The organism is Devosia sp. (assembly GCF_028290625.1).
Classification (GTDB): domain Bacteria; phylum Pseudomonadota; class Alphaproteobacteria; order Rhizobiales; family Devosiaceae; genus Devosia.
On sequence record NZ_JAQGJM010000037.1, the window covers coordinates 1 to 18652 of the forward strand.

Consider the following 18652-nt stretch of genomic DNA (forward strand, 5'->3'; position numbering starts at 1 on the left):
GGTCCATCAGCGTGATGGCCTTGAGCAGCCAGGCCAGCTGATAGTCCTTCTTGACCGTCCGCCGCGCGCCGATGCTGCCGGCCCGCCGTTCCAGCGCCGAGCGGTTCATCCGCACCCGCCCGACCCAGTCGAGGTCGAGCGGAAAACCCGGATTGCGACGGTGCGCCGGAACGTGCTGCGTGTTGTCGACAACTTTGAGGTTCATAGTTCCTCCACCAGCGCGGGAATGAGTTTTCTCAGTTTTTCCGCGCCTTGTACGGCCATGGTCTTGGTATGCTCATGGCTGATAGTTTCGTTCGAGAGCCCGGCGCCCATATTGGTGATGGACGAGCAGGCCCACACTTTCAGTCCCAGGAAACGAGCCAGAATGACTTCGGGCGCCGTCGACATGCCCACCGCATTGGCGCCGAGCCGGATTGCCATCTGGATTTCGGCGACAGTCTCGAAGCTGGGGCCCGAGTACCAGAGATAAATGCCCTCATTGAGGCGAATGTCCAGCTTCTCGGCGAGGCCCCTGGCCTTGGCGCGCAGGTCGGGCGCGTAGCAATCCACCATGTTGACGAAGCGCCGATCGGTTGGCTCGCCGATCAGCGGATTCATGCCCGCATAGTTGATGTGGTCGGAAATCAGCATCAGCTCGCCGGGGCGAAAACGCTCGTCGAGCGAGCCGGCCGAATTGGTCAGCAGCAGCGTTTTCGCGCCCAGATCCGCCATGGTCTGCAGCGCCGGCAGCATGGCTGCAGCATTGCCGTGCTCGTAATAATGCTCGCGTCCGGTGAGGATGGCGACGCGCTTGCCGCCCATTGTGCCGATCAGGAGGTCCCGGCCGTGCCCCGACACCCCGCCCGCAGGAAACCCCTTGAGGCTGGAAAACGGGATGATGACCTTGTCGGTCAGCTCATCGCCCAGTGCCGACAGGCCCGAGCCCAGCACGATGGCGGCGGCGATGGGCTCGCTGCCGGCGATCTTCTGGATGGTCTTGAGAGCTTTGGTCATGGAGCTATCTCGCTGGGGGGTAGAGCTGCCAGCATATTGTTCACGCAAGCCTCAAGATGTCTGAACTCATTCACAGAATAATACGAATAGTAAGTATTACCTGGGTAACTTTCTTTGATAACAATATAATTCTTAGATTTCCGCTCAGCGAACAATACGTCCCGGTGCTCATCCACGTTTATCTTGCAGTGAATTTTGCCCAAAAATTTGACAAATAGCCGTTCCGCGATACCTAAAGGAACATCCGGCGTTCGCGTATCACTCATCGCGCCCTCCTGATCCGAAACTTACCATTATTTCCCCAAATACTCCGGCCCAAAGCTGTGCGGCAGCAATTGTTCCAGCGTGCAGACCAGCGCCTCGCCTTCGACGCCATGCGAGATCACGGTGACATTGAGATCGGCGAATTCGCGGATGCGCTGGCGGCAGCCGCCGCAAGGCGTGACTGGCGCCGAGCCAGGGCCGGTCACGTAGATGCGGGTGATGCGCTTGCCGCCGCCGGCGATCATGGCAGCGATAGCCGAAGCCTCAGCGCAATTGCCCTGCGGATAGGCGGCGTTCTCGATATTGCAGCCGGAATAGATCTTCCCGTCATCGGCCAGGATGGCGGCGCCGACTGAGAATTTCGAATAGGGCGCGTAAGCCTTGGCGCGAATGGCTTCGGCGGCCTCGTACAAGGCCTTGTCCGTCGGGGTCTGTGACATCTCTCGTCCTCTGCGCCTTGGGGCGCACTCTTTAGTGCCGCATGATCCGGTCTGAAAACCGGCAACCACTTTTCAGGATCATGCTAGCGTTCCTTGGTGTACGGAATGCCTGATGCCTTTGGCGCCACGGCGCGACCGATGAACCCTGCGAGCAGGATGATGGTCAGCACATATGGCAAAGCCTGAATGGCCTGCACCGGCACCTCGCCAATCACCGGGAACTTGATGCCCTGCAGGCGGAACTGCATCGCATCGAGGAACCCGAACAGCAGGCAGACCAGCAGCGCCGGCCATGGCTTCCACTTGGCAAAAATCAGCGCCGCGAGAGCGATATAGCCGCGCCCGGCCGACATGTTGTTGTTGAACCCGGCCGATTGGGCGATCGACAGATACGTGCCGCCAATGCCCACCAGCACTGCGGTGATGATCAGCGCCTGATAGCGCAGCCAGCTCACCGACATACCTGCGGTGTCGAGCGCCTTGGGGTTTTCGCCAACGGCGCGCAGGCGCAGCCCGAACCGGGTCTTGAACAGCACGAAGGCGGTCACCGGCACGGCGATGAACGCCACATAGGTCAGGATATTGTGGCCCGATATCAGCTCCCAATAAATCTCGCCGATGATCGGCACGTCCTTGAGCTGTTCGGCAAAGGGCAGCGTGATCGGGTTGAAGCGCTGGTCGGCGCTGAGCTGGGGCGTGAAGCCGCCGCGATGGAACCAGCTCTGGCCCAAGAACGTCGTCAGGCCCGCGGCGAGGAAATTCAGCGCCACGCCGGAAATGGTCTGGTCGCCCTTGAGGTTGATCGAGGCGATGCCGTGAATGGCCGACATGCACAGCGCCACGCCGATACCGGCGAGCAGGCCAAGCCAGGGCGAGCCGCTGACGGCGGCCATGGCGGCCGCAGCGAAGGCCGCACCCAGCAGCTTGCCCTCGAGCCCGATATCGACAATGCCCGAGCGCTCGGAATAGAGCCCTGCCAGACACGCCAGGATCAGCGGCACCGCCAGCCGAACCGTCGAATCGAATATCAGGACCAGATCGTTGAAATACTGCATCATCCGCCCCCGGCCGTGCGTTGCCATCGCGCAAAAAGTTTTTCCAGCGGGATCCGCAGCATGTCGCCCATGGCGCCGGTGAACAGGATCACCAAGGCCTGGATGGTCACGATCATTTCGCGGGTGATGCCGGGCATCGAAAAGGCCAGTTCCTGCCCGCCCTGGTAAAGCGCGCCGAACAGCAGCGAGGCCAGAGCCACGCCCACCGGATGGGCCTTGCCCATGAAGGCCACCGCGACGCCCACAAAGCCGGCCCCGGCGACGAAATTGAGGATCAGCCTCCCCTGCACGCCGCCCACATTGTTGACCGCCACCATGGCGGCCAAAGCGCCGCTGAGCGCCATCGTGGTCATGATCATGCGCGAGCTGGAAATGCCCGCATAACGCGCCGCCGTCGGGTTACGGCCCAGCGTGCGCATGGCGTAGCCAAACTTGGTGCGCCAGACCAGCCAATAGACGAAGAACAGCGCCACGATCGCCAACAGGAACGTCAGGTTGACGGGCGAATTCTTGAACAGCGCGAAGAACTCGCGCAATTGCGGCACGCGCGAAATGGCCTGGATCGGCGCGCTTTCGTCGGAATCGACGCCGGCGGGCTTGAGGATCTTGGTGATCACATAGCCCATCAGCGAGATGGCAATGAAGTTGAACAGGATCGTGGTGATGACGATGTGGCTGCCGCGCTTGGCCTGCAGATAGCCCGGGATAAATGCCCAGAACGCCCCGAACAGGCCGCCCGCAGTGATCATCAGCGGGAACATCAGCGCCCAGTGCAGCCCATTGAGCAGCAGCGCCACGATGATGACGCCCAGCCCCGCTACATAGGCCTGCCCTTCAGGCCCGATATTGAACATGCCAGCATGGAAGGCCAGCGACACGGCAAGGCCCGCAAAGATGAAATCGGTGGTGTAATAGAGGGTATAGCCGAAGCCGCTGCCGTAGCCGAAGGCGCCGTAGATCATGTAGCCGACCGCTTCGAGCGGGTTCTGGCCGACCGACAGCACGATCAGCCCGCCGATCAGGAAGGCCAGCACGACGTTCAGAATAGGCAGCAGCGCCACGTCGACCCAACGTGGCAGGGGGACGCGCACGCTCATTCGTCTAACCCCGACTTGTCCTTGTTATCCTGCGGGCTCATTTCGGTGAGGTTCTTCTCGATCAGGGTTTCATGGGCCGGCACGGTGCCGGGACCGGCATCGGGGGCGTGGCCGTCCTTGGTGACACCGGCCATCAACAGGCCAAGCTCGCCCTCGTCGGCCGTCGCCGGATCGGCCTCGCCCACGATATGGCCGTCGAACAGCACCAGGATACGGTCGGAGAGCGAACGGATTTCGTCCAATTCCACCGAGACCAGCAGGATGGCCTTGCCGGCGTCGCGCATCTTGATGATCTGGTTGTGGATGAATTCGATGGCGCCGATATCGACGCCGCGCGTCGGCTGGCCGACGATCAGCACGTCGGGATTGCCTTCCATCTCGCGCGCCAGCACGATCTTCTGCTGGTTGCCGCCCGAGAAATTGGCAGTCTTGAGATCCGAATTGGCGGGGCGGATATCGAACTTGGCGATGCGCTCCTTGGCCTCGGCCTTGGCCTTGGCGATATCCAGGCCGAGGCCGCTGCCGTACTCGTGGTGATAGCCGAGGATGGAATTTTCCCATTCCTGGAACACAGTGACCAGCCCCATGCGCTGGCGGTCTTCGGGCACATGCGCGAGGCCCGCGAGGCGCGCCCGCGCGGCGCCGTCATCGCCCCGCAAGGAGAGCGGTTCGCCATTGAGCATGACGGTGCCGAGCAATTGGTCGCGCATGCCGGAAATGGCTTCCAGCAATTCGGACTGGCCATTGCCCGAGACGCCCGCTATGCCGACGATTTCGCCAGCGCGCACGGAAAAGCTGATATCCTTGACGCGCGGAATCCCGAAATCGTCGGTGACGACGAGGTTCTGCACCTCCAGCATCACCTTGCCGGGTGCGGCAGGGCCCTTTTCCACGCGCAGCAGCACGCGGCGGCCCACCATGGCCTCGGCCAATTCGGGCGGCGAGGTCTGGGCGGTGACCAGCGTCTTGACCATGGCGCCCTGGCGCATGACCGACACTTCATCGGTGATGGCCATGATCTCGCGCAGCTTGTGGGTGATCAGGAGGATAGTTTTGCCCTCATCGCGCAGCGTGCGCAGGATGCGGAACAGATGGTCGGCCTCGGCCGGCGTCAAAACGCCGGTGGGCTCGTCCAGAATGAGGATTTCGGCGCCGCGATACAGCGCCTTCAGAATTTCGACGCGCTGCTGCTGGCCCACCGAAAGGTCCTCGATGATCGCATCGGGATCGACTTCCAGGCCATAGTCGGTGGCGAGGCGCTTGAGCTGGGCGCGGGCGTGGGCCAGCGTCTTGCCGAGCAGGGGCGAGTCTTCGGCGCCGAGGACAACATTTTCGAGGACCGAGAAATTTTCGACCAGCATGAAATGCTGGTGCACCATGCCAATCCCGAGCGCCAGCGCGTGGCGGCTGTCGGTGATGGCGTGGGGCTGGCCGTTGACGAGAATCTGGCCGCTATCGGCGGTGTAAAAACCATAGAGAATCGACATCAGCGTCGATTTGCCGGCGCCGTTTTCGCCCACGATGCCGTGCACGGTGCCGCGCCGCACGATCAGGTCGATATCCCGATTGGCGTGGACTGCACCGAAATGCTTGTTGATGCCGCGCAATTCGATTGCGGGCGCAGAAGCAGCGGCTGTTTCCAGCCGCTGCTTCGATGAGGTCTGGGTTGCCATAAGGCGACTAAACCTGTGCTGCCATCAGACCGGGCAAGCCTTGTCTTCGCGGAAGTCATGCACCTTGAGGGCGCCCGAAACGATATCGGCGCGGGCCTTCTCGACCGCAGCGGTCATTTCCGGGGTGATCAGGGCCTTGTTGTTATCGTCGAACGCAGCGCCAACGCCGTCTTCGGCCAGGCCCAGGTTCAGGATGCCGGCAGTCCACTTGCCGTTCTTTTCATCCATGAAGGCATTGTAGGTGGCGACATCGACGCGCTTGGTCATCGAGGTCAGCACATTGCCGGGATGCAGGTAGTTCTGGTTGCTATCGACGCCGATGCCCCACTTGCCAGCGTCGGCCGCAGCCTGCAGCACGCCAGCACCGGCACCGCCGGCGACCTGGTACAGCACGTCCGCGCCTTGATCGAGCTGGCTCTTGGCAACTTCAGTGGCCTTTGCGGGATCGTTGAAGGCGTCAAAGCCCGAACCGATATAGGTCTCCAAAACCTTGATATCGGGCTTTGCCGCGACGGCGCCCTGCTTGAAGCCGCAAGCGAAGGCTTCCAGCAGATCGAGATTGAAGGCCGGGATCACGCCGATGGTGCCGCTCTCGGACTTCATGGCGGCGAGCATGCCGACGAGGTAGGAGCCTTCCTGTTCCTTGAACAGCACCGAGCGCACGTTCGGCAGGTCGACGACGGCGTCGAGAATCACGAAGTGCAGATCGGGGAATTCAGGCGCCACGGCCTGCAGGGCGGTGACGAAATTGTAGCCGGGGGTCACGATGGGCGAGTAGCCACGGCTGGCGAACTGGCGCAGGGCCTGCTCGCGCTGGGCGTCATTGGTGATTTCGAATTCGCCGTAAGCGCCGCCGGTTTCCTTCTTGTACATCTCGGCGCCGTTATAGGCGGCTTCGTTGAAGGATTTGTCGAACTTGCCGCCGCCGTCATAGATCACGGCCGGGTCGGCGAAGGCGGCGCCTGCTGCGATGGCGCTCAGTGCGACGCCGCCGGCAATGGCCTTGGTCAAAGAAGTCAGTGTCATTGGAAAAGTCTCCCTGTATCGCACATGAGCGTGGGCGCGTGGCTCCAACGGACAATCCCCGTGCGCTGATTGGCGATACAATCGTGCAAACGTTCGCCCCGCAAGAGGAAAAGCAGCAATTTTTTCCGGATGGTCAAAATTTGGGCGGGAGTACGCTGCGGGAGGCAGATCGCACCTAGAACCAGGCCATGATATGCGCGAACAAATCGGCCAGATTACCGTCGGCGGAGAACACCGCCAGCATGGCAGCGACCGCGATGGCGAACAGGGCAATGGTATCTTGGGTGCGGTCGGTCATGTCACATCGATTGGCTGGCATTGAGGGGAAAGTGTTAGCTGTTTCCTAACCCAACAAAGCGGGGCCAATCATGATGGTTTTGAGGCAGATAACGGCGTGGTTAGCGGCGCGTTAAGATGGCGGCGGCAGCGGCGTCACCGTGGCCCCCATCGCCTCCCCGAACCGCTCGAAAAAGCCATCGATGATCTTCTGTGCCGAATTGCCGATAATGGCCTTGCCCAGCCGCATGATCTGTCCGGACGCACCGCCGGTGGCGGTGAAGACCAGTTCGGTCTCATCGCCAGCGTCGCTCAGCACGATATCGGCCGAACCCTCCGCCAGGCCCAGCAGCCCGCCCTTGCCCTTGCCGGTCAGCGTGTAGCGTTCGGCCGGCACGATCCCGGACAGCGTCAGCCCGCCTTTGAACACCGGATGCACCACGCCGAGATTGACCTTGATCTCGAGATCGAGCGCGGTTTCCCCCGCCCAATCGATGCGGTGGCAGCCCGGAATCGCGGCCTTGAGCACTGCTGTATCGTTGAGCGCGGCCCACACCTGTTGGCGTGGCGCGGCGACGCGGTAGCGGCCCCCGAACTCCATCAGCGCAAGCCCCCGGCGACATGGTTTTGGCTCATCTGTGGCAGCGCCCCATTGTGGCCCGAAAGCCCGGTTCTACATTTGCCCGCCATGTGGTGCCATCTCGCTCTTTACGTGCGGCTTTTTCGCACCAATATGAGCTAAATAGTTGGGCCCGGAGGCAGTTGCAATTGTCAGTGCGCTGCCCAGCGGCAATCTATGAGCGCGCCAAGCGCACAACGCCCGTCCGAGGCGTTCACTACGGGGAGCGAAAATGACCGACGACACCGCCAATGCCACATTGAGTGCGACGCCGCCGATGCCTGTTGTCGCCGAAAAACCCCTGCAATACCTGGATAAAGCCGTCACGGCGATCCGTGACCTGGGCATCTGGCCCGAGCAGCAGGGCGAAGCGCCGATCACCGGCCTGCTTTCGCAGATCACCGAACTGGACGAAACCCGCGTCGTACTGATCGGGCGCACGCTCAGCCAGGCCAGCGCCTTCAACGAAGTGGTGCGCGTGCAGATCGCCGCCATGAAGATCGGCGAACGCTACGAAGAGATCACCAAGGGCTTCGATTCGATCCGCGACGATGCCAAGGGCATGGTCGACCAGCTCTCCGACAACAAGATCGACCTGTTGGAGCGCGCCTCCAATGTGTGGATGAAGGTCAGCCGCGGCGATATCGCCCAGCGCTTCAACAAAATCCGCGACGTCTACCTGTCGGTCACCGCCGACACCAAGGACCAGATCGATCGCGAGCACACCATCCTGGAGGCCTATCGCGACTTCCGCGGCGCGCTCAAGCAGGCCGAAGTGATGGCGCTCGAAGTGCTGGAAACCGCCGAAAAGCGGCTGGCCGAAAAGAAGTCCACTCTGGAAGCCTCCTCGGCTGCGGTCGCCGGCTACACCGGCACTGTCCCGGCCGAACGCGCGCGCCTCGAAATGGATCGCGACGAGAAGCTGCGCGACATGCAGAACGAAGAGGGTCGCTACCAGATCACCAAGGACCTCTCGGATAACCTGACCATTTCCTACAGCACCACCGAAGTGGTGATGGCGCGCCTGATGCAGACCACCAATGCCAAGGAACGCGTCTACCAGCAGTCGATCTCGTTCTTCTCCACCAACGAAACCGTGCTGACCGCCCTCAGCGCCTCGTTCACCGGCATGTTCGGCCTGCATGAATCCACCGAAACCCTCAACGCCATGAAGGAAGGGATGAGCAAGAGCCTCGAAACCCTGTCCGAAATCGGCGACAAGGTGCAGGAAGAGGCGATCAAGGCCGGCTATGGCCCCACCATCCGGGCCGATGCGGTCAAGAAGCTGCTCGATAGCGTCATCAACTTCCAGGAACGCAGCCGCACCATCATCAACGAGATGCGCGTGGCCTCGACCAAGAATTCGGCCGAAATCCGCGACGCGGTCGAGGACGGCAAGCGGCGCCTGGCGGTGCTGGCGGCCGAAGGCAATGCGCTCCTGCTCGAAACCAAATCCTGAAGGATTGGCCCCGATACGGTGACCCACGACGATGAGTGACGTGACGGCCAAACCGGCGGCGCCGCTGGACGAAATCATGCTGGCGATGGACGTGGTGGACACACTGCGCCATCGTCAGGATTTGGCGACGCGCGAACTCGACGGGGTCACCCGCGAGCAGCAGTTGATCGACAAGCTGCGCGAGATTTATCACCAGCAGGGCATCGAGGTTACCGACGACATCCTCAAGCAGGGCGTCTCGGCGCTGGCCGAAAGCCGCTTCGTCTACGATCCCCCCAAGCCCAGCTTCGGCACTACAGTGGCGCGGCTCTATACCAGCCGCGGCAAATGGGGCCGGCCGGTTGTCGGTCTGGTCGTGGCGATGGCTGTGTTCCTGGGCGTTTACTACCTGGTCTACAAGCCCTATCAGGCCAATATCGCCGAACAGGCCCGCATCGAGCTGGTCGAAGCCCTGCCGGCGCAGATGGACGCCATCTACCAGACCATTTTCGAGGAAACCAAGGTGCAGCAGGCCGTGGTTGAGGCCGAAGACTGGCGCACCCGCGGCAAGGCCTTTGCGGCCGAAGGCAACCGCCCGCAGGCCGAAGCGGCGCTAAGCCACCTGACGGCCTTGCGCGATCAGTTGCGCCAGCAATATACGCTGCGCGTGGTCAATCGCCCCGGCGTGCAATCGGGGGTCTGGACCATTCCCGAGGTCAACACCGCCGCCACCAATTATTACGTCATCGTCGAGGCTATCGACCCCGACGGCCAGACCCTGTCGCTGCCCATCCTCAACGAGGAGAACGGGCAGACCGAAACCGTCGCCATGTGGGCGGTGCGCGTGCCGGAAAGCGTCTACAATGCAGTCGCGTCCGACAAGAAGGACGATGGCATCATCCAGACCAACGAGGTCGGTCGCAAGTCCGATGGTTTCCTCGATGTCGAATATCTCATGCCCACCTTGGGCGGCGCGTTGACGCGGTGGTAGAGCAATGAGCATCCGCGGACCCGAAGCCCTCGCCTCGCTCGATGAAGCGATGCGCGATATCCGTCGCGAAGAGGACGAGATTTCCAAGCGCCTGGCCCGTTCGGCCGAGCGCATTTCCAAGATTCGCGAGACCGAGGCCGAGCTGTTCCGCCAATTGGCGCAATTGCGGCTTGACCCCGCCATCCAGGCCGAACTCGACGGACGCATTTCGCAGGCCGAGGTCAAGGCCCGCGACATGATGAAGGCGCATGCCAAGGATCTGAGCCAGTCCGAAAAGGATCTGGCGGCGATCGACGCCGGGCTGGTCAATTCAACCGAGAGCCGAGGCGCGGCGCTCAAGGAACTCGATACAAAACAGGCCGAACTCAAGGCGCTGGCCGCTCGCATCGGCGCCAGCATCGCCAAGGACCCCGGCTTTGCGGCCAAGCGCAAGGAAGCCACCGAGCTGGCCGATATCGCTGCGCAATCGATGCGCAAGACCGAGCAGGCCGAGGCCGATCGCGAACAGAAGGGCCGCCCGTACCGCGACGACGGGCTGTTCATGTATCTGTGGGAGCGCGGCTATGGCACCAGCGGCTACCGCGCCAACAACCTGATCCGCTATCTCGATAGCCTCGTGGCGGGGCTGGTCAAATTCGAAAAAGCCCGGCCCAACTTCGCCATGCTCAACGAAATCCCGCTGCGGCTGCGTGAACATGCCGAGCGGCAGATTGCTTTGGCCAAGCAGGCGGAAGCCGAGGCCGATGCACTGGAAACAGAGGCCATCAACGCCGCCGGCGGCAAGCCAATCCGCGACGCACTCGACGCCATCCAGAGCCGCATCGCGGCCATCGACGCCGAAATCGTCGCCGCCGAAGACAAGCGCGACGACACCGCCAAGGCATTGGCCAGCCTGTCGGAAGGCAATGACCCCGCTTTCGCCGAGGCACTCGCAGCATTGGCGGCTGGGCTCGGTCGCGAAGATATCCAGACCCTTCTGTCCGAGGCACGCCTGACCCGCACCGGGCAGGACGACACCATCGTCGCCCAGATCGACGACGCCCGCGCCCGCATCAAGGACGAAGACAGCGAAACGCTGGAGCAGAAAGATCGCCTCAAGACCCTGGCTGCCCGCCGCCGCGAGCTCGAAGACATCCAGTGGGAATTCAAGAAGCAGCGCTTCGACGATCCCCGCTCGACCTTCCGCGAGGATCGTCTCGTGGGCGACCTGCTCAACGATTTCCTGCGTGGCGGCATTTCGGCGGCGACCTATTGGGGCCAATGGCAGAAAAGCCAGAACTGGCAAGCCGGCACCACCGATTGGGGCGGCGGCGTCGGCCTGCCCAATAATGGACGCAGCAATTCGGGCCCTTGGTCCGGCAGTGGTGGCGGCGGCGGCTTCAACTGGCCCGATTCCAGTTTCGGCGGCGGCAAGAGCAAGCCAAGCAGCGGCGGTTTCAACTGGCCGAGCGGCAATTCAGGCTCGCGCCCCAGCACCGGCTCCAGCGGCGGCTTCTCCCGCCCCCGCACCGGCGGCTCGCAAGGCAGTCGCCCGAGCAATACCGGCTTCAAGACCGGCGGCGGGTTCTAGGGCTTCTGCCAAGCGAACCTCGCTTGCAGCCTCCGGCTATCCTCACCCACGATGTCACCCCGGCGCAGGCCGGGGCCCATCTCGAGATTTCAGATCCGCCGCAAGGTTGCCGGTATAGCGATCTGGCGGCGTATTGCATGATCTCGGGATAGGCCCAGGCCTGCGCCGGGGTGACACCGAGAATGTGGGACAATCGCCCTTGGCCCCCGCGCCCCTCTTTTGTTTGCACAAACCCACCCCACCCACCGTCCTTCCCGCGGACTTGATCCGCGGGCCACCCTCCACCCGGCATGCTCGACCAGAGGCCCGCCGATCAAGTCCGCGGGAAGAAGGGTGTGTGGAGCCCCTCCCTCACCGCGGATTGATAAAATCAAACACCGCCTGCGCATTCCCCGTTGCCTCGGCAAAGCGCTGCCGCTTCACCCGCTCGACCAAAATCTCTCCACTGGCCGGTTCGCTTGCCAGCAGCTCTATCGTCTCAGCCAGATAAGCATCCAGCGGCATGGCATTGGGATCGCTGGCCTGATGCGCCCCTTGCAAAAATGTCTGCACATAGGGCGGCGCGATCTCGATGACCTCCACCGACGTATTGCGCAGCAGATAGCGCAGCGACTGCGAATAGGAATGGATCGCCGCCTTGGTGGCGCTATAGGTCGGTGTCGATGCCTTGGGCACGAAGGCCAGCCCCGACGACACGGTCAGCACCGCGGCCTTGGGCTGACGCTGGAAATGCGGCAGCAGCGCCGCGATCAGCCGGATCGGCCCCAGCAAGTTGGTGGCGATGGTAGCCTCGGCGGTCTCGAGATAGTCCGAGCCGACCACATCCTCATCCACCATGATGCCGGCATTGTTGATGACGGCATTCAGCGCCGGATGCGCCGCGATCACGCGGCTGGCAAACTCAGCCACGTCCGCCTTATCCGCCATGTCGACGGTATAGCCCACCATGCCGGGATTGGCAGCGATGACCTCGTCCAGTGCCGACTGGCGGCGGCCGGAGATAATCACCTGATTGCCGCGCCGGTGAAATGCCTCGGCCAGACCCCGGCCAATGCCCGAGCCGCCGCCGGTGATGAGAATGGTGTTTCCGGTGATCTGCATGGCGATATCCTTCTTCGTGGTTGCGTGAAGGACAGATATGCCGCACACTCTCTATATGGAAGTAGGCTCCCGAAAGTTCGATACACACCCAAAGGAGAGTGTCGGTGAATAGCCCCTCTGCCGCCCCCAAAATTTACCGCTGGTCGGAACGCGTGGCGATGGAACCGCTCGATCCGGCGCTGGAGGCCCTGGTGCGCAATGTCATCGGCCAGGTCGCCGACAAGTGGACCATGCTGATCCTCGAAACCCTGGACGAGCACGGCACGGTCCGCTTCACCCAGATCGGCCGCCTGGTCGGCGACATCAGCCAGAAGATGCTGACCAAGACCCTGCGCCAGATGGAATATGACGGATTGATCAAGCGCACGGTCCACCCGGTGATCCCGCCGCATGTCGATTACACCCTCACCGACCTCGGCCGCAGCCTTGGCGCCGCCTTCTGCAGCGTCTGGATGTGGGCGGAGGCGCATCACGCCGAAGTCGACGCAGCTCGGGCGGCGTTCAAGACGCGGAACGGCCAGGTCTAGTTGGCCTTGGCCGCCGCCATCAGCTCCCACACATTGCCTTCGCTATCCTCGAAATAGGCCGAATAGCCCCATTCCGATTGCGTGCCCGGCGTAATGATCGCGCCGCCGGCGACCAGCACCTGGTCCAGAATCTCATCGACCTCGTCGGGGCTTTCCGCCGCGTGGCTGAGCACGAATTGCGCCGTCCCGGTAATGGCGACTTCCTTGCCGGCGGTCTGGGCGATCTGCTCGCGCGGGAACAGCACGAAGGAAAAATCCTCGCTCATGAAAAAGGCGACGTGATCCTCCCCTGCCCCGATGCTGTCATCGGGCAGGTCGAACAACGCCCGATAAAACGCGAAGGCGCGCTCGAGGTCATCCACCCCAATGGTGATGATGTTGATCCGTGGCTGCATCGCAAGAACTCCGGCATGCTGACTACAGCACCTTAACGAAGACGAGGCGGATTCGCACCCGCCCCGCAACCTCAAGTCTTGGCGAGGAGGTTCCGCAGTTTGCCCAAGGCCGTAGCATTGGCCTCCCCATAGGCGATGGTGCCCTCGAATTCGCCCCTGGTGTTGAGCAGGAAGACCGAGGCGGTGTGGTCCATCGAATAGGCCCCATCCCCCAGCGGCACCTTCTCGGCAGTAATGCCCCAGGCCTTGATAATCTTGGCGATTTCCGCCGGATCGCCGGTCACCCCGGTGATCCGATCGGAGACCCAACCCACATAATCACCCAGCACCGCCGTGGTGTCGCGCTCCGGGTCGACGGTGACGAAATAGGCCCGCAAGTCCTTGCCCTCATCGCCCAGTTCCTGGAACCACGAGGCCATCTCCGCCATGGTGGTCGGGCAGACATCGGGGCAGTGGGTATAGCCAAAGAACAGCACCGAGGGATGCCCCTGGAACATGGTCTGGTCCACCGCCTTGCCGTTCTGGTCGACCAGCGAATAGGTGCCGCCGCCAAAGCCGCGGGTCGCTTGCGCCGGTTGCCGCAGCAGTAGGGCCGCGGCGCCGGCGGTCAGGCCCAGGGCGACAACCGCCACCCAGAGCCAGAGGCGAAAAGATCTGATCATCGCCCGCCCCTACTTCGCGTGGTCCATATGGTCCATGGGCATGGACGAGTCGGCGGCGGCACCCAGCACTGGCAGGTCGAGATCGACGGTGCCGGCTTCCTCGAAGGTCAGCGTGACCTTGACGGTCTGGCCCTCGACGAACGGCTGCTTCAGCCCCATGAACATGATGTGCAGACCGGCGGGCTCCAAAGTCACCGTCTCGCCGGCCGGGATGACGACGCCATCGGGCAGTTGGCGCATTTTCATGACGTCACCCTCCATCGACATGTCGTGGATTTGTCCGACATCGGCGGCTGGCGACGACACCGAGACCAGCCGGTCCGGCGTTGCGCCGTTATTGGTGATGGTGACGAAGGCCCCGCCAACGGGGGCATTGGGCAGAGTGGCGCGGGCAAAGCCGCCCCGCAGTTCAAGTGTGCCCACAGCCTTGGTGGCACCCAGATTGTGGCCCTCATGGGCGAAAGCGGCGGAGGACGACAGCATGACGATGGCCGCAAAGGCGGCGCGGATAGAAGCGCGAAGCATTGGATTTTCTCCAGAAAACAAAGGACTGGGCTGGCCGAAAGGCCGGGAGATCAGGCGATTGCCGGAGGGGCTCTGGGTGGCGCGGACCAGTTGAGGCGCGGCGCGACCCGATGGTGGGGAAGGTCAACATAGGCGACCGACACCATCGTAGGCGCATCGACAGCGATCACCGCAAGGGCGGGCGCAACCAGTTGTTGCTTGCCGATGCCAGCGGCCGGACACTTCGTCACGAGGCTTTTGCCCTCGCTGCGATCTGTGTCGGCCGAGCACAGCACCCAGCCGGTTTCGATCGTCTGATAGCCAAGGGCGGCGAAGTCGAGCTGGGTGGCGCGCGCCTGATGCAGCGGCGTCAGGATGGTCAGCAGATAGAGCGCCAGCACGGCAAATGCCGTCCCGATCTCCTTGCTGAACCTGCGCGACGTGGACATGTGGCGTCTCCCTGCCTCCGCTCTAGTGCGGAAGCGGAGGCGGCTCAAGGCCCTTATTGTCGCAAGCCTTACATCGAGGGCGTATAGGTATCGGCGCAGAGCGTGATGAAGCGCTTCATGGCCGCCGAAAGCGGACTGGATTTGCGCCGCGCCACCAGCAGTTGCCGCAGCGCCCAGGGCTCGGCCAGCGGCGCGCAGATCAGGTCGGTCCCCGCCAGCAGGTGCAGGCTGTTGCTGCGCAAAAAGCCGATGCCGAAGCCGGCCTCCACCATGCGCACCAGCGCCGGAAAGCTTTCGACCCGCACGGTTTCGCCCAGCGGCTTACCGGCCTTATTGGCGGCTTCGATCAACAGGCGGTCGAGCGAGCCCGCGTGGTGAATGCCCACGATGTCGTGGACGATGACAGCATCGAAGGCGATGTCCTTGCGCGGCTGAATCACCTTGGCCAACGGATGATCGGGCGGCGCCACCACCCACACCCGGTCGTCCTCGAAGGGTTTGATCTCGAAGCGGGCGAAATCATAATTGTCGGAGACGATGGCGATATCCGCGCGGCCTTCATCGAGCGCCAGCAATGCCTTGGCGGCGCTCATTTCCTGAATTTCCAGCACGATGGCCTTATGCTCCTTGGCGAAGCGCGCCAGTAGTTCGGGCAATCGGCCGGTCAGGGCGGAGCTGGTACAGGCGAGGCGCAGGCTGCCGCGCTGGCCATTGCCGAAATCCACCATCACTGCATCGAGGTCGGCGATGGCGCGCAACACGCTGCGACAGGCTTGCGCATAAGCCTCTCCGGCGCTGGTCAGCCGCACGCCCTGCGCCGAGCGGTCGAACAGCACCACGCCGAGCCGGCTTTCCAGGTCCGATACCCGCCGGCTGACGGCAGAGGACGCGATGCCCTCGCGCTCGGCGGCGCGGCCGATCGAGCCGGTCTCCGCCAACAGCAAAATCAAGCGTGCGGTGACGCTGTCGAAACTATGCATGCCATCTCCCCAGATGGCGCACCATAACGACAAGATGGCGCCGGGACCAATTGGCAATCACTTGCACGGCCAATTGGTGTGTTAGCAGCACTTTGTCCGTCCACCGGACGAACTCCTCCCCCTTGACGGGGGAGGTTGGGTGGGGGTGTTCGGAGCCACGATGTTGGATTGTGGCTAAGCGCCCCCCCACCCTTGATCCCTCCCCGCAGAGGGGGAGGGAGACGACTGGACGATCCTGCGCATGAGCCCTCCCGCTCGGAGGCGAGAAAAGAAGGCTAAACTAGCAACAACACACCCTGCACCAAATAATATCCCCCGATGCCCGTGACGATCCAGCGCATCCACACCCTGAAATTGACGTCGGTCATGCGCTGCAGCACCCAATACCCTGCGCTGGTGCCGGCGATGGCGAAAGGCGCGGCCAGCGCGACGGCGCCCCATTCGAGCGAGGTCAGCACCATGGTGGCCTGCCAATAGAACACTACCTTGGCGATATGGGACAGCACCTGCATCGCCGCCTTGGTGGCGACCACGGTGCGGCGATCCAGCGTGGTGCGAATGAAGAAGATATCGATCGAAGGCCCGGAGACACCGACGGTCAGGTTGAGCCCGCCGCCGATGAAGCCGCACGCAAAAGCATGCACGGGCTTGGCGGCATCGAGGCGCAACCAGGACGCCGGAATCCACACCAGGATCGGCATCAGTCCGACCGCGACATAGACGGTGGCCAGCGCCGGGGTATAGCGAGCGATCCACAGGATCACCCCAGCGGTCGCCAGGCCCGCCATCATGGTGCCCAGAATGCGCCAATCGATGAACTTGCGTGACAGGATAGCGCGGGAGCCATTGGCGACGATCTGGATGACGCCCTGCACCGCGATGGCGGTGCCCACCGGCAGCATGATCAACAGTAGCGCCAGGAGGATCAGCCCGCCCGCCATGCCAAAAACGCCCGAGATGGCGGAGGTGGTGAACACCGCCGCCAGCATGGCCAAGCCGATCCAGATGCTCATGATTCCTCCGCCAATTCTGGAGGTCTTGTGAACTCTGGATGCCGGTCGCGCCAGTGGCGATCCGGCATGAGGCCATGCCGGAGAACGCCTATTTTTTGGCGAGCGAGGGGAACACCTCGGCGGCCGTCGGGGCCAGCAGTTCGGGGATATCGGCCAGCTTGACCGTCAGCAGGTCCTCGCCGCAGGCCAAGATGGCATGCGGCAGGCCCTCAAGATCGAACACCACCGTGTCGCCCGGCAGGAAGCGGACGCCCAGATTGGAGGCGATCAGATCGTTGATGCCACAATCGTCGTCGGAGGCGGCATCCTCGGAGGTCTTGTTGGCGATGACGTAGTCGATCAGCGTTTGCCCCGCCTGCCAGATATAGTCCTGCGGCGCGGCCAGCGCCGCGGCCTGATCGATCGGCGCTGCATAATCGGTGGTATTGGTCACCGCGATCCAGTCCTTGAACACGCGGGCGAGGGCCAGGGGCTCACCGGTCCCGGTGTCGATCATGAAGACATTGCTGTGATTGTTGGGATAGGCGCCGGCGCAGAAGGTGCTGCCCGACTCGGTCCAAGTGGTGAGCGTTGGCGACAGATAGGTCATGATGACAGTTTCGTCGTCATAGCCCGCCAGCGTGCCGATGCCCATCTCGAGCATGTCGTCGCGCCCGCCAAAGCCGGAATAGATCTGCGACAAGCAATCGAAGGCCCCAAGGCTGATGCCGGCATGCTCGGCAGCCAGCTCCTCATTGGCCGCAGTAATGTCGCCGCCGTCGGACAGGTCGAGGATGCGCGGGAAGGCAAATTTGGTGCGCGGATCGGTGACATAGCGGAAATGGGACCCCTGGAGGGTCTCGACCGGCCCTTCCTGCAACGGCACATCCAGCTTGAGAAAGTCATAGGGAGCGGTCTCGGCGGAGAACACAGCCCCTCGGCTAAAGGTCAGGGCGTATGCACTATCGTGCAGGCCATAGGGGGTGGGGTCGGTGGCGTCGGGCAAGGTGCGCTGGCCGACTTTTTGCAGGTCGATGGCCAGTGTCTTGGACTTGCCCTGCGCCTGCCAGGAGCCGGTCAGGCTCCCATCGACCGCAATCGACAGCGTCCACGTCGCCGCCACCGGCCAGGCGGTCACGTTGTAATCGTCGTCCACCGGGCAGAGCCCAGGCGCGCAGGGCGCCTCTTCGGTCAAGACGATTTGCCCCGCCGCACCCTCGGCCGCCTCTAGCGGAATATCGACACCATGCTCGACATAGCTATAGCGCCCCGCCACCGGGCCACCGGCCGGATCGGTCAGTTCCACCAGGATAGGGGTGCCATTGAGCGTGCCCTTATAGCTGATCGCCTCGGCGGCAAAGCCCGGTGCGGTGAGAGCAAGCAGAGTGAGAATCGAGACGGATATGCGCATGGATCACCTGGGCTGAGTTGCCGGGACCCTAGCAGAATGGAGGTTGAACGGGGGCTGAATGGAATGGCACGGGCCAGACGTCCCCCCACCCCTGTCCCTCCCCACGAGGGGGAGGGAGACCCTCCCAATCAGCCATCGTCCCTCGGACTCCGAGCAAGCGGCTCCATCGTCTCCCTCCCCCTGGTG

Annotated in this window: 19 protein-coding genes and 3 pseudogenes; 4 read left to right on the forward strand and 18 right to left on the reverse strand. The window is 62.9% G+C overall.

The window, feature by feature from the left end; all coding sequences use genetic code 11:
- From JWR51_RS20330 to JWR51_RS20375, 10 genes and pseudogenes are all read right to left on the reverse strand, one after another.
- Positions 1 to 205, reverse strand: a pseudogene (locus JWR51_RS20330) (deoxyribose-phosphate aldolase); the annotation flags it as partial.
- On the reverse strand, positions 202 to 996 hold the full coding sequence (locus JWR51_RS20335) for a purine-nucleoside phosphorylase (protein ID WP_299751930.1): 795 nt from the start codon (positions 994 to 996) through the stop codon (positions 202 to 204). The pseudogene JWR51_RS20330 and the gene JWR51_RS20335, both read right to left, overlap by 4 nt.
- Positions 993 to 1262 (reverse strand): hypothetical protein, encoded by a 270-nt coding sequence (locus JWR51_RS20340; RefSeq protein WP_299751932.1) that lies wholly within the window; start codon positions 1260 to 1262, stop codon positions 993 to 995. The genes JWR51_RS20335 and JWR51_RS20340 overlap by 4 nt, the downstream gene beginning before the upstream one ends.
- Before the next feature lie 27 nt (positions 1263 to 1289).
- Complete coding sequence (locus JWR51_RS20345) at positions 1290 to 1700, reverse strand: cytidine deaminase (protein WP_299751935.1); 411 nt, start codon at positions 1698 to 1700, stop codon at positions 1290 to 1292.
- Between the two features lie 83 nt (positions 1701 to 1783).
- A complete protein-coding gene (locus tag JWR51_RS20350) occupies positions 1784 to 2755 on the reverse strand; it encodes an ABC transporter permease (RefSeq protein ID WP_299751938.1) in 972 nt (323 codons plus the stop codon).
- Positions 2755 to 3852, reverse strand: coding sequence for an ABC transporter permease (locus tag JWR51_RS20355; RefSeq protein WP_299751942.1), 1098 nt, complete (start codon positions 3850 to 3852; stop codon positions 2755 to 2757). Before JWR51_RS20355 ends, JWR51_RS20350 begins: the two co-directional genes overlap by 1 nt.
- Before the next feature lie 122 nt (positions 3853 to 3974).
- Positions 3975 to 5525 (reverse strand): annotated as a pseudogene (locus tag JWR51_RS20360) (ABC transporter ATP-binding protein); the annotation flags it as partial.
- 24 nt (positions 5526 to 5549) lie between these two features.
- Positions 5550 to 6551, reverse strand: coding sequence for a BMP family ABC transporter substrate-binding protein (locus JWR51_RS20365; RefSeq protein ID WP_299751945.1), 1002 nt, complete (start codon positions 6549 to 6551; stop codon positions 5550 to 5552).
- Between the two features lie 175 nt (positions 6552 to 6726).
- On the reverse strand, positions 6727 to 6849 hold the full coding sequence (locus tag JWR51_RS20370) for a hypothetical protein (RefSeq protein WP_299751949.1): 123 nt from the start codon (positions 6847 to 6849) through the stop codon (positions 6727 to 6729).
- A 111-nt stretch (positions 6850 to 6960) separates the two neighbouring features.
- Complete coding sequence (locus JWR51_RS20375) at positions 6961 to 7428, reverse strand: SRPBCC domain-containing protein (RefSeq protein ID WP_299751953.1); 468 nt, start codon at positions 7426 to 7428, stop codon at positions 6961 to 6963.
- A gap of 250 nt (positions 7429 to 7678) precedes the next feature.
- On the opposite strand from JWR51_RS20375, the gene JWR51_RS20380 reads away from it, so the two are divergent.
- Genes JWR51_RS20380 through JWR51_RS20390 form a run of 3 tightly spaced genes read left to right on the forward strand, consistent with a single transcriptional unit; the run spans position 7679 to position 11445 of the window.
- Positions 7679 to 8905 (forward strand): cell surface protein, encoded by a 1227-nt coding sequence (locus tag JWR51_RS20380; RefSeq protein ID WP_299751956.1) that lies wholly within the window; start codon positions 7679 to 7681, stop codon positions 8903 to 8905.
- Between the two features lie 31 nt (positions 8906 to 8936).
- The gene (locus JWR51_RS20385; RefSeq protein WP_299751958.1) at positions 8937 to 9875 is read left to right on the forward strand and encodes a DUF6384 family protein; all 939 of its coding nucleotides are present in this window, start codon (positions 8937 to 8939) and stop codon (positions 9873 to 9875) included.
- Between the two features lie 4 nt (positions 9876 to 9879).
- A complete protein-coding gene (locus tag JWR51_RS20390) occupies positions 9880 to 11445 on the forward strand; it encodes a hypothetical protein (RefSeq protein ID WP_299751961.1) in 1566 nt (521 codons plus the stop codon).
- A 351-nt stretch (positions 11446 to 11796) separates the two neighbouring features.
- On the opposite strand, the gene JWR51_RS20395 is transcribed toward JWR51_RS20390, so the two are convergent.
- Entirely contained in the window at positions 11797 to 12546 is a 750-nt protein-coding gene (locus tag JWR51_RS20395; RefSeq protein WP_299751964.1) for an SDR family oxidoreductase, read from the reverse strand.
- 158 nt (positions 12547 to 12704) lie between these two features.
- Here JWR51_RS20395 and JWR51_RS20400 point away from each other — a divergent pair, with 158 nt between their 5' ends.
- A complete protein-coding gene (locus JWR51_RS20400; RefSeq protein ID WP_299752316.1) occupies positions 12705 to 13073 on the forward strand; it encodes a helix-turn-helix domain-containing protein in 369 nt (122 codons plus the stop codon).
- Here JWR51_RS20400 and JWR51_RS20405 read toward each other — a convergent pair.
- From JWR51_RS20405 to JWR51_RS20435, 7 genes and pseudogenes are all read right to left on the reverse strand, one after another.
- Positions 13070 to 13468 (reverse strand): VOC family protein, encoded by a 399-nt coding sequence (locus JWR51_RS20405; protein WP_299751966.1) that lies wholly within the window; start codon positions 13466 to 13468, stop codon positions 13070 to 13072. The two genes, JWR51_RS20400 and JWR51_RS20405, sit on opposite strands and share 4 nt — an antisense overlap.
- 71 nt (positions 13469 to 13539) lie before the next feature.
- Complete coding sequence (locus tag JWR51_RS20410) at positions 13540 to 14130, reverse strand: SCO family protein (protein WP_299751969.1); 591 nt, start codon at positions 14128 to 14130, stop codon at positions 13540 to 13542.
- A 9-nt stretch (positions 14131 to 14139) separates the two neighbouring features.
- Positions 14140 to 14550 (reverse strand): annotated as a pseudogene (locus JWR51_RS20415) (copper chaperone PCu(A)C); the annotation flags it as partial.
- A 155-nt stretch (positions 14551 to 14705) separates the two neighbouring features.
- Positions 14706 to 15083 (reverse strand): hypothetical protein, encoded by a 378-nt coding sequence (locus tag JWR51_RS20420; protein WP_299751972.1) that lies wholly within the window; start codon positions 15081 to 15083, stop codon positions 14706 to 14708.
- A 68-nt stretch (positions 15084 to 15151) separates the two neighbouring features.
- On the reverse strand, positions 15152 to 16063 hold the full coding sequence (locus tag JWR51_RS20425; protein WP_299751975.1) for a LysR family transcriptional regulator: 912 nt from the start codon (positions 16061 to 16063) through the stop codon (positions 15152 to 15154).
- A 275-nt stretch (positions 16064 to 16338) separates the two neighbouring features.
- Positions 16339 to 17076: a TSUP family transporter gene (locus tag JWR51_RS20430; protein ID WP_299751978.1), complete on the reverse strand. Its 738-nt coding sequence runs from the start codon at positions 17074 to 17076 to the stop codon at positions 16339 to 16341.
- Between the two features lie 88 nt (positions 17077 to 17164).
- A complete protein-coding gene (locus JWR51_RS20435; protein WP_299751981.1) occupies positions 17165 to 18466 on the reverse strand; it encodes a hypothetical protein in 1302 nt (433 codons plus the stop codon).
- Positions 18467 to 18652 lie beyond the last annotated feature (186 nt).

Bases quoted from the DNA above. Each gene is read 5' to 3' on its own strand.
- JWR51_RS20335 (WP_299751930.1), bottom strand. From the start codon at position 996: ATGACCAAAGCTCTCAAGACCATCCAGAAGATCGCCGGCAGCGAGCCC.
- JWR51_RS20340 (WP_299751932.1), bottom strand. From the start codon at position 1,262: ATGAGTGATACGCGAACGCCGGATGTTCCTTTAGGTATCGCGGAACGG.
- JWR51_RS20345 (WP_299751935.1), bottom strand. From the start codon at position 1,700: ATGTCACAGACCCCGACGGACAAGGCCTTGTACGAGGCCGCCGAAGCC.
- JWR51_RS20350 (WP_299751938.1), bottom strand. From the start codon at position 2,755: ATGCAGTATTTCAACGATCTGGTCCTGATATTCGATTCGACGGTTCGG.
- JWR51_RS20355 (WP_299751942.1), bottom strand. From the start codon at position 3,852: ATGAGCGTGCGCGTCCCCCTGCCACGTTGGGTCGACGTGGCGCTGCTG.
- JWR51_RS20365 (WP_299751945.1), bottom strand. From the start codon at position 6,551: ATGACACTGACTTCTTTGACCAAGGCCATTGCCGGCGGCGTCGCACTG.
- JWR51_RS20370 (WP_299751949.1), bottom strand. From the start codon at position 6,849: ATGACCGACCGCACCCAAGATACCATTGCCCTGTTCGCCATCGCGGTC.
- JWR51_RS20375 (WP_299751953.1), bottom strand. From the start codon at position 7,428: ATGGAGTTCGGGGGCCGCTACCGCGTCGCCGCGCCACGCCAACAGGTG.
- JWR51_RS20380 (WP_299751956.1), top strand. From the start codon at position 7,679: ATGACCGACGACACCGCCAATGCCACATTGAGTGCGACGCCGCCGATG.
- JWR51_RS20385 (WP_299751958.1), top strand. From the start codon at position 8,937: ATGAGTGACGTGACGGCCAAACCGGCGGCGCCGCTGGACGAAATCATG.
- JWR51_RS20390 (WP_299751961.1), top strand. From the start codon at position 9,880: ATGAGCATCCGCGGACCCGAAGCCCTCGCCTCGCTCGATGAAGCGATG.
- JWR51_RS20395 (WP_299751964.1), bottom strand. From the start codon at position 12,546: ATGCAGATCACCGGAAACACCATTCTCATCACCGGCGGCGGCTCGGGC.
- JWR51_RS20400 (WP_299752316.1), top strand. From the start codon at position 12,705: ATGGAACCGCTCGATCCGGCGCTGGAGGCCCTGGTGCGCAATGTCATC.
- JWR51_RS20405 (WP_299751966.1), bottom strand. From the start codon at position 13,468: ATGCAGCCACGGATCAACATCATCACCATTGGGGTGGATGACCTCGAG.
- JWR51_RS20410 (WP_299751969.1), bottom strand. From the start codon at position 14,130: ATGATCAGATCTTTTCGCCTCTGGCTCTGGGTGGCGGTTGTCGCCCTG.
- JWR51_RS20420 (WP_299751972.1), bottom strand. From the start codon at position 15,083: ATGTCCACGTCGCGCAGGTTCAGCAAGGAGATCGGGACGGCATTTGCC.
- JWR51_RS20425 (WP_299751975.1), bottom strand. From the start codon at position 16,063: ATGCATAGTTTCGACAGCGTCACCGCACGCTTGATTTTGCTGTTGGCG.
- JWR51_RS20430 (WP_299751978.1), bottom strand. From the start codon at position 17,076: ATGAGCATCTGGATCGGCTTGGCCATGCTGGCGGCGGTGTTCACCACC.
- JWR51_RS20435 (WP_299751981.1), bottom strand. From the start codon at position 18,466: ATGCGCATATCCGTCTCGATTCTCACTCTGCTTGCTCTCACCGCACCG.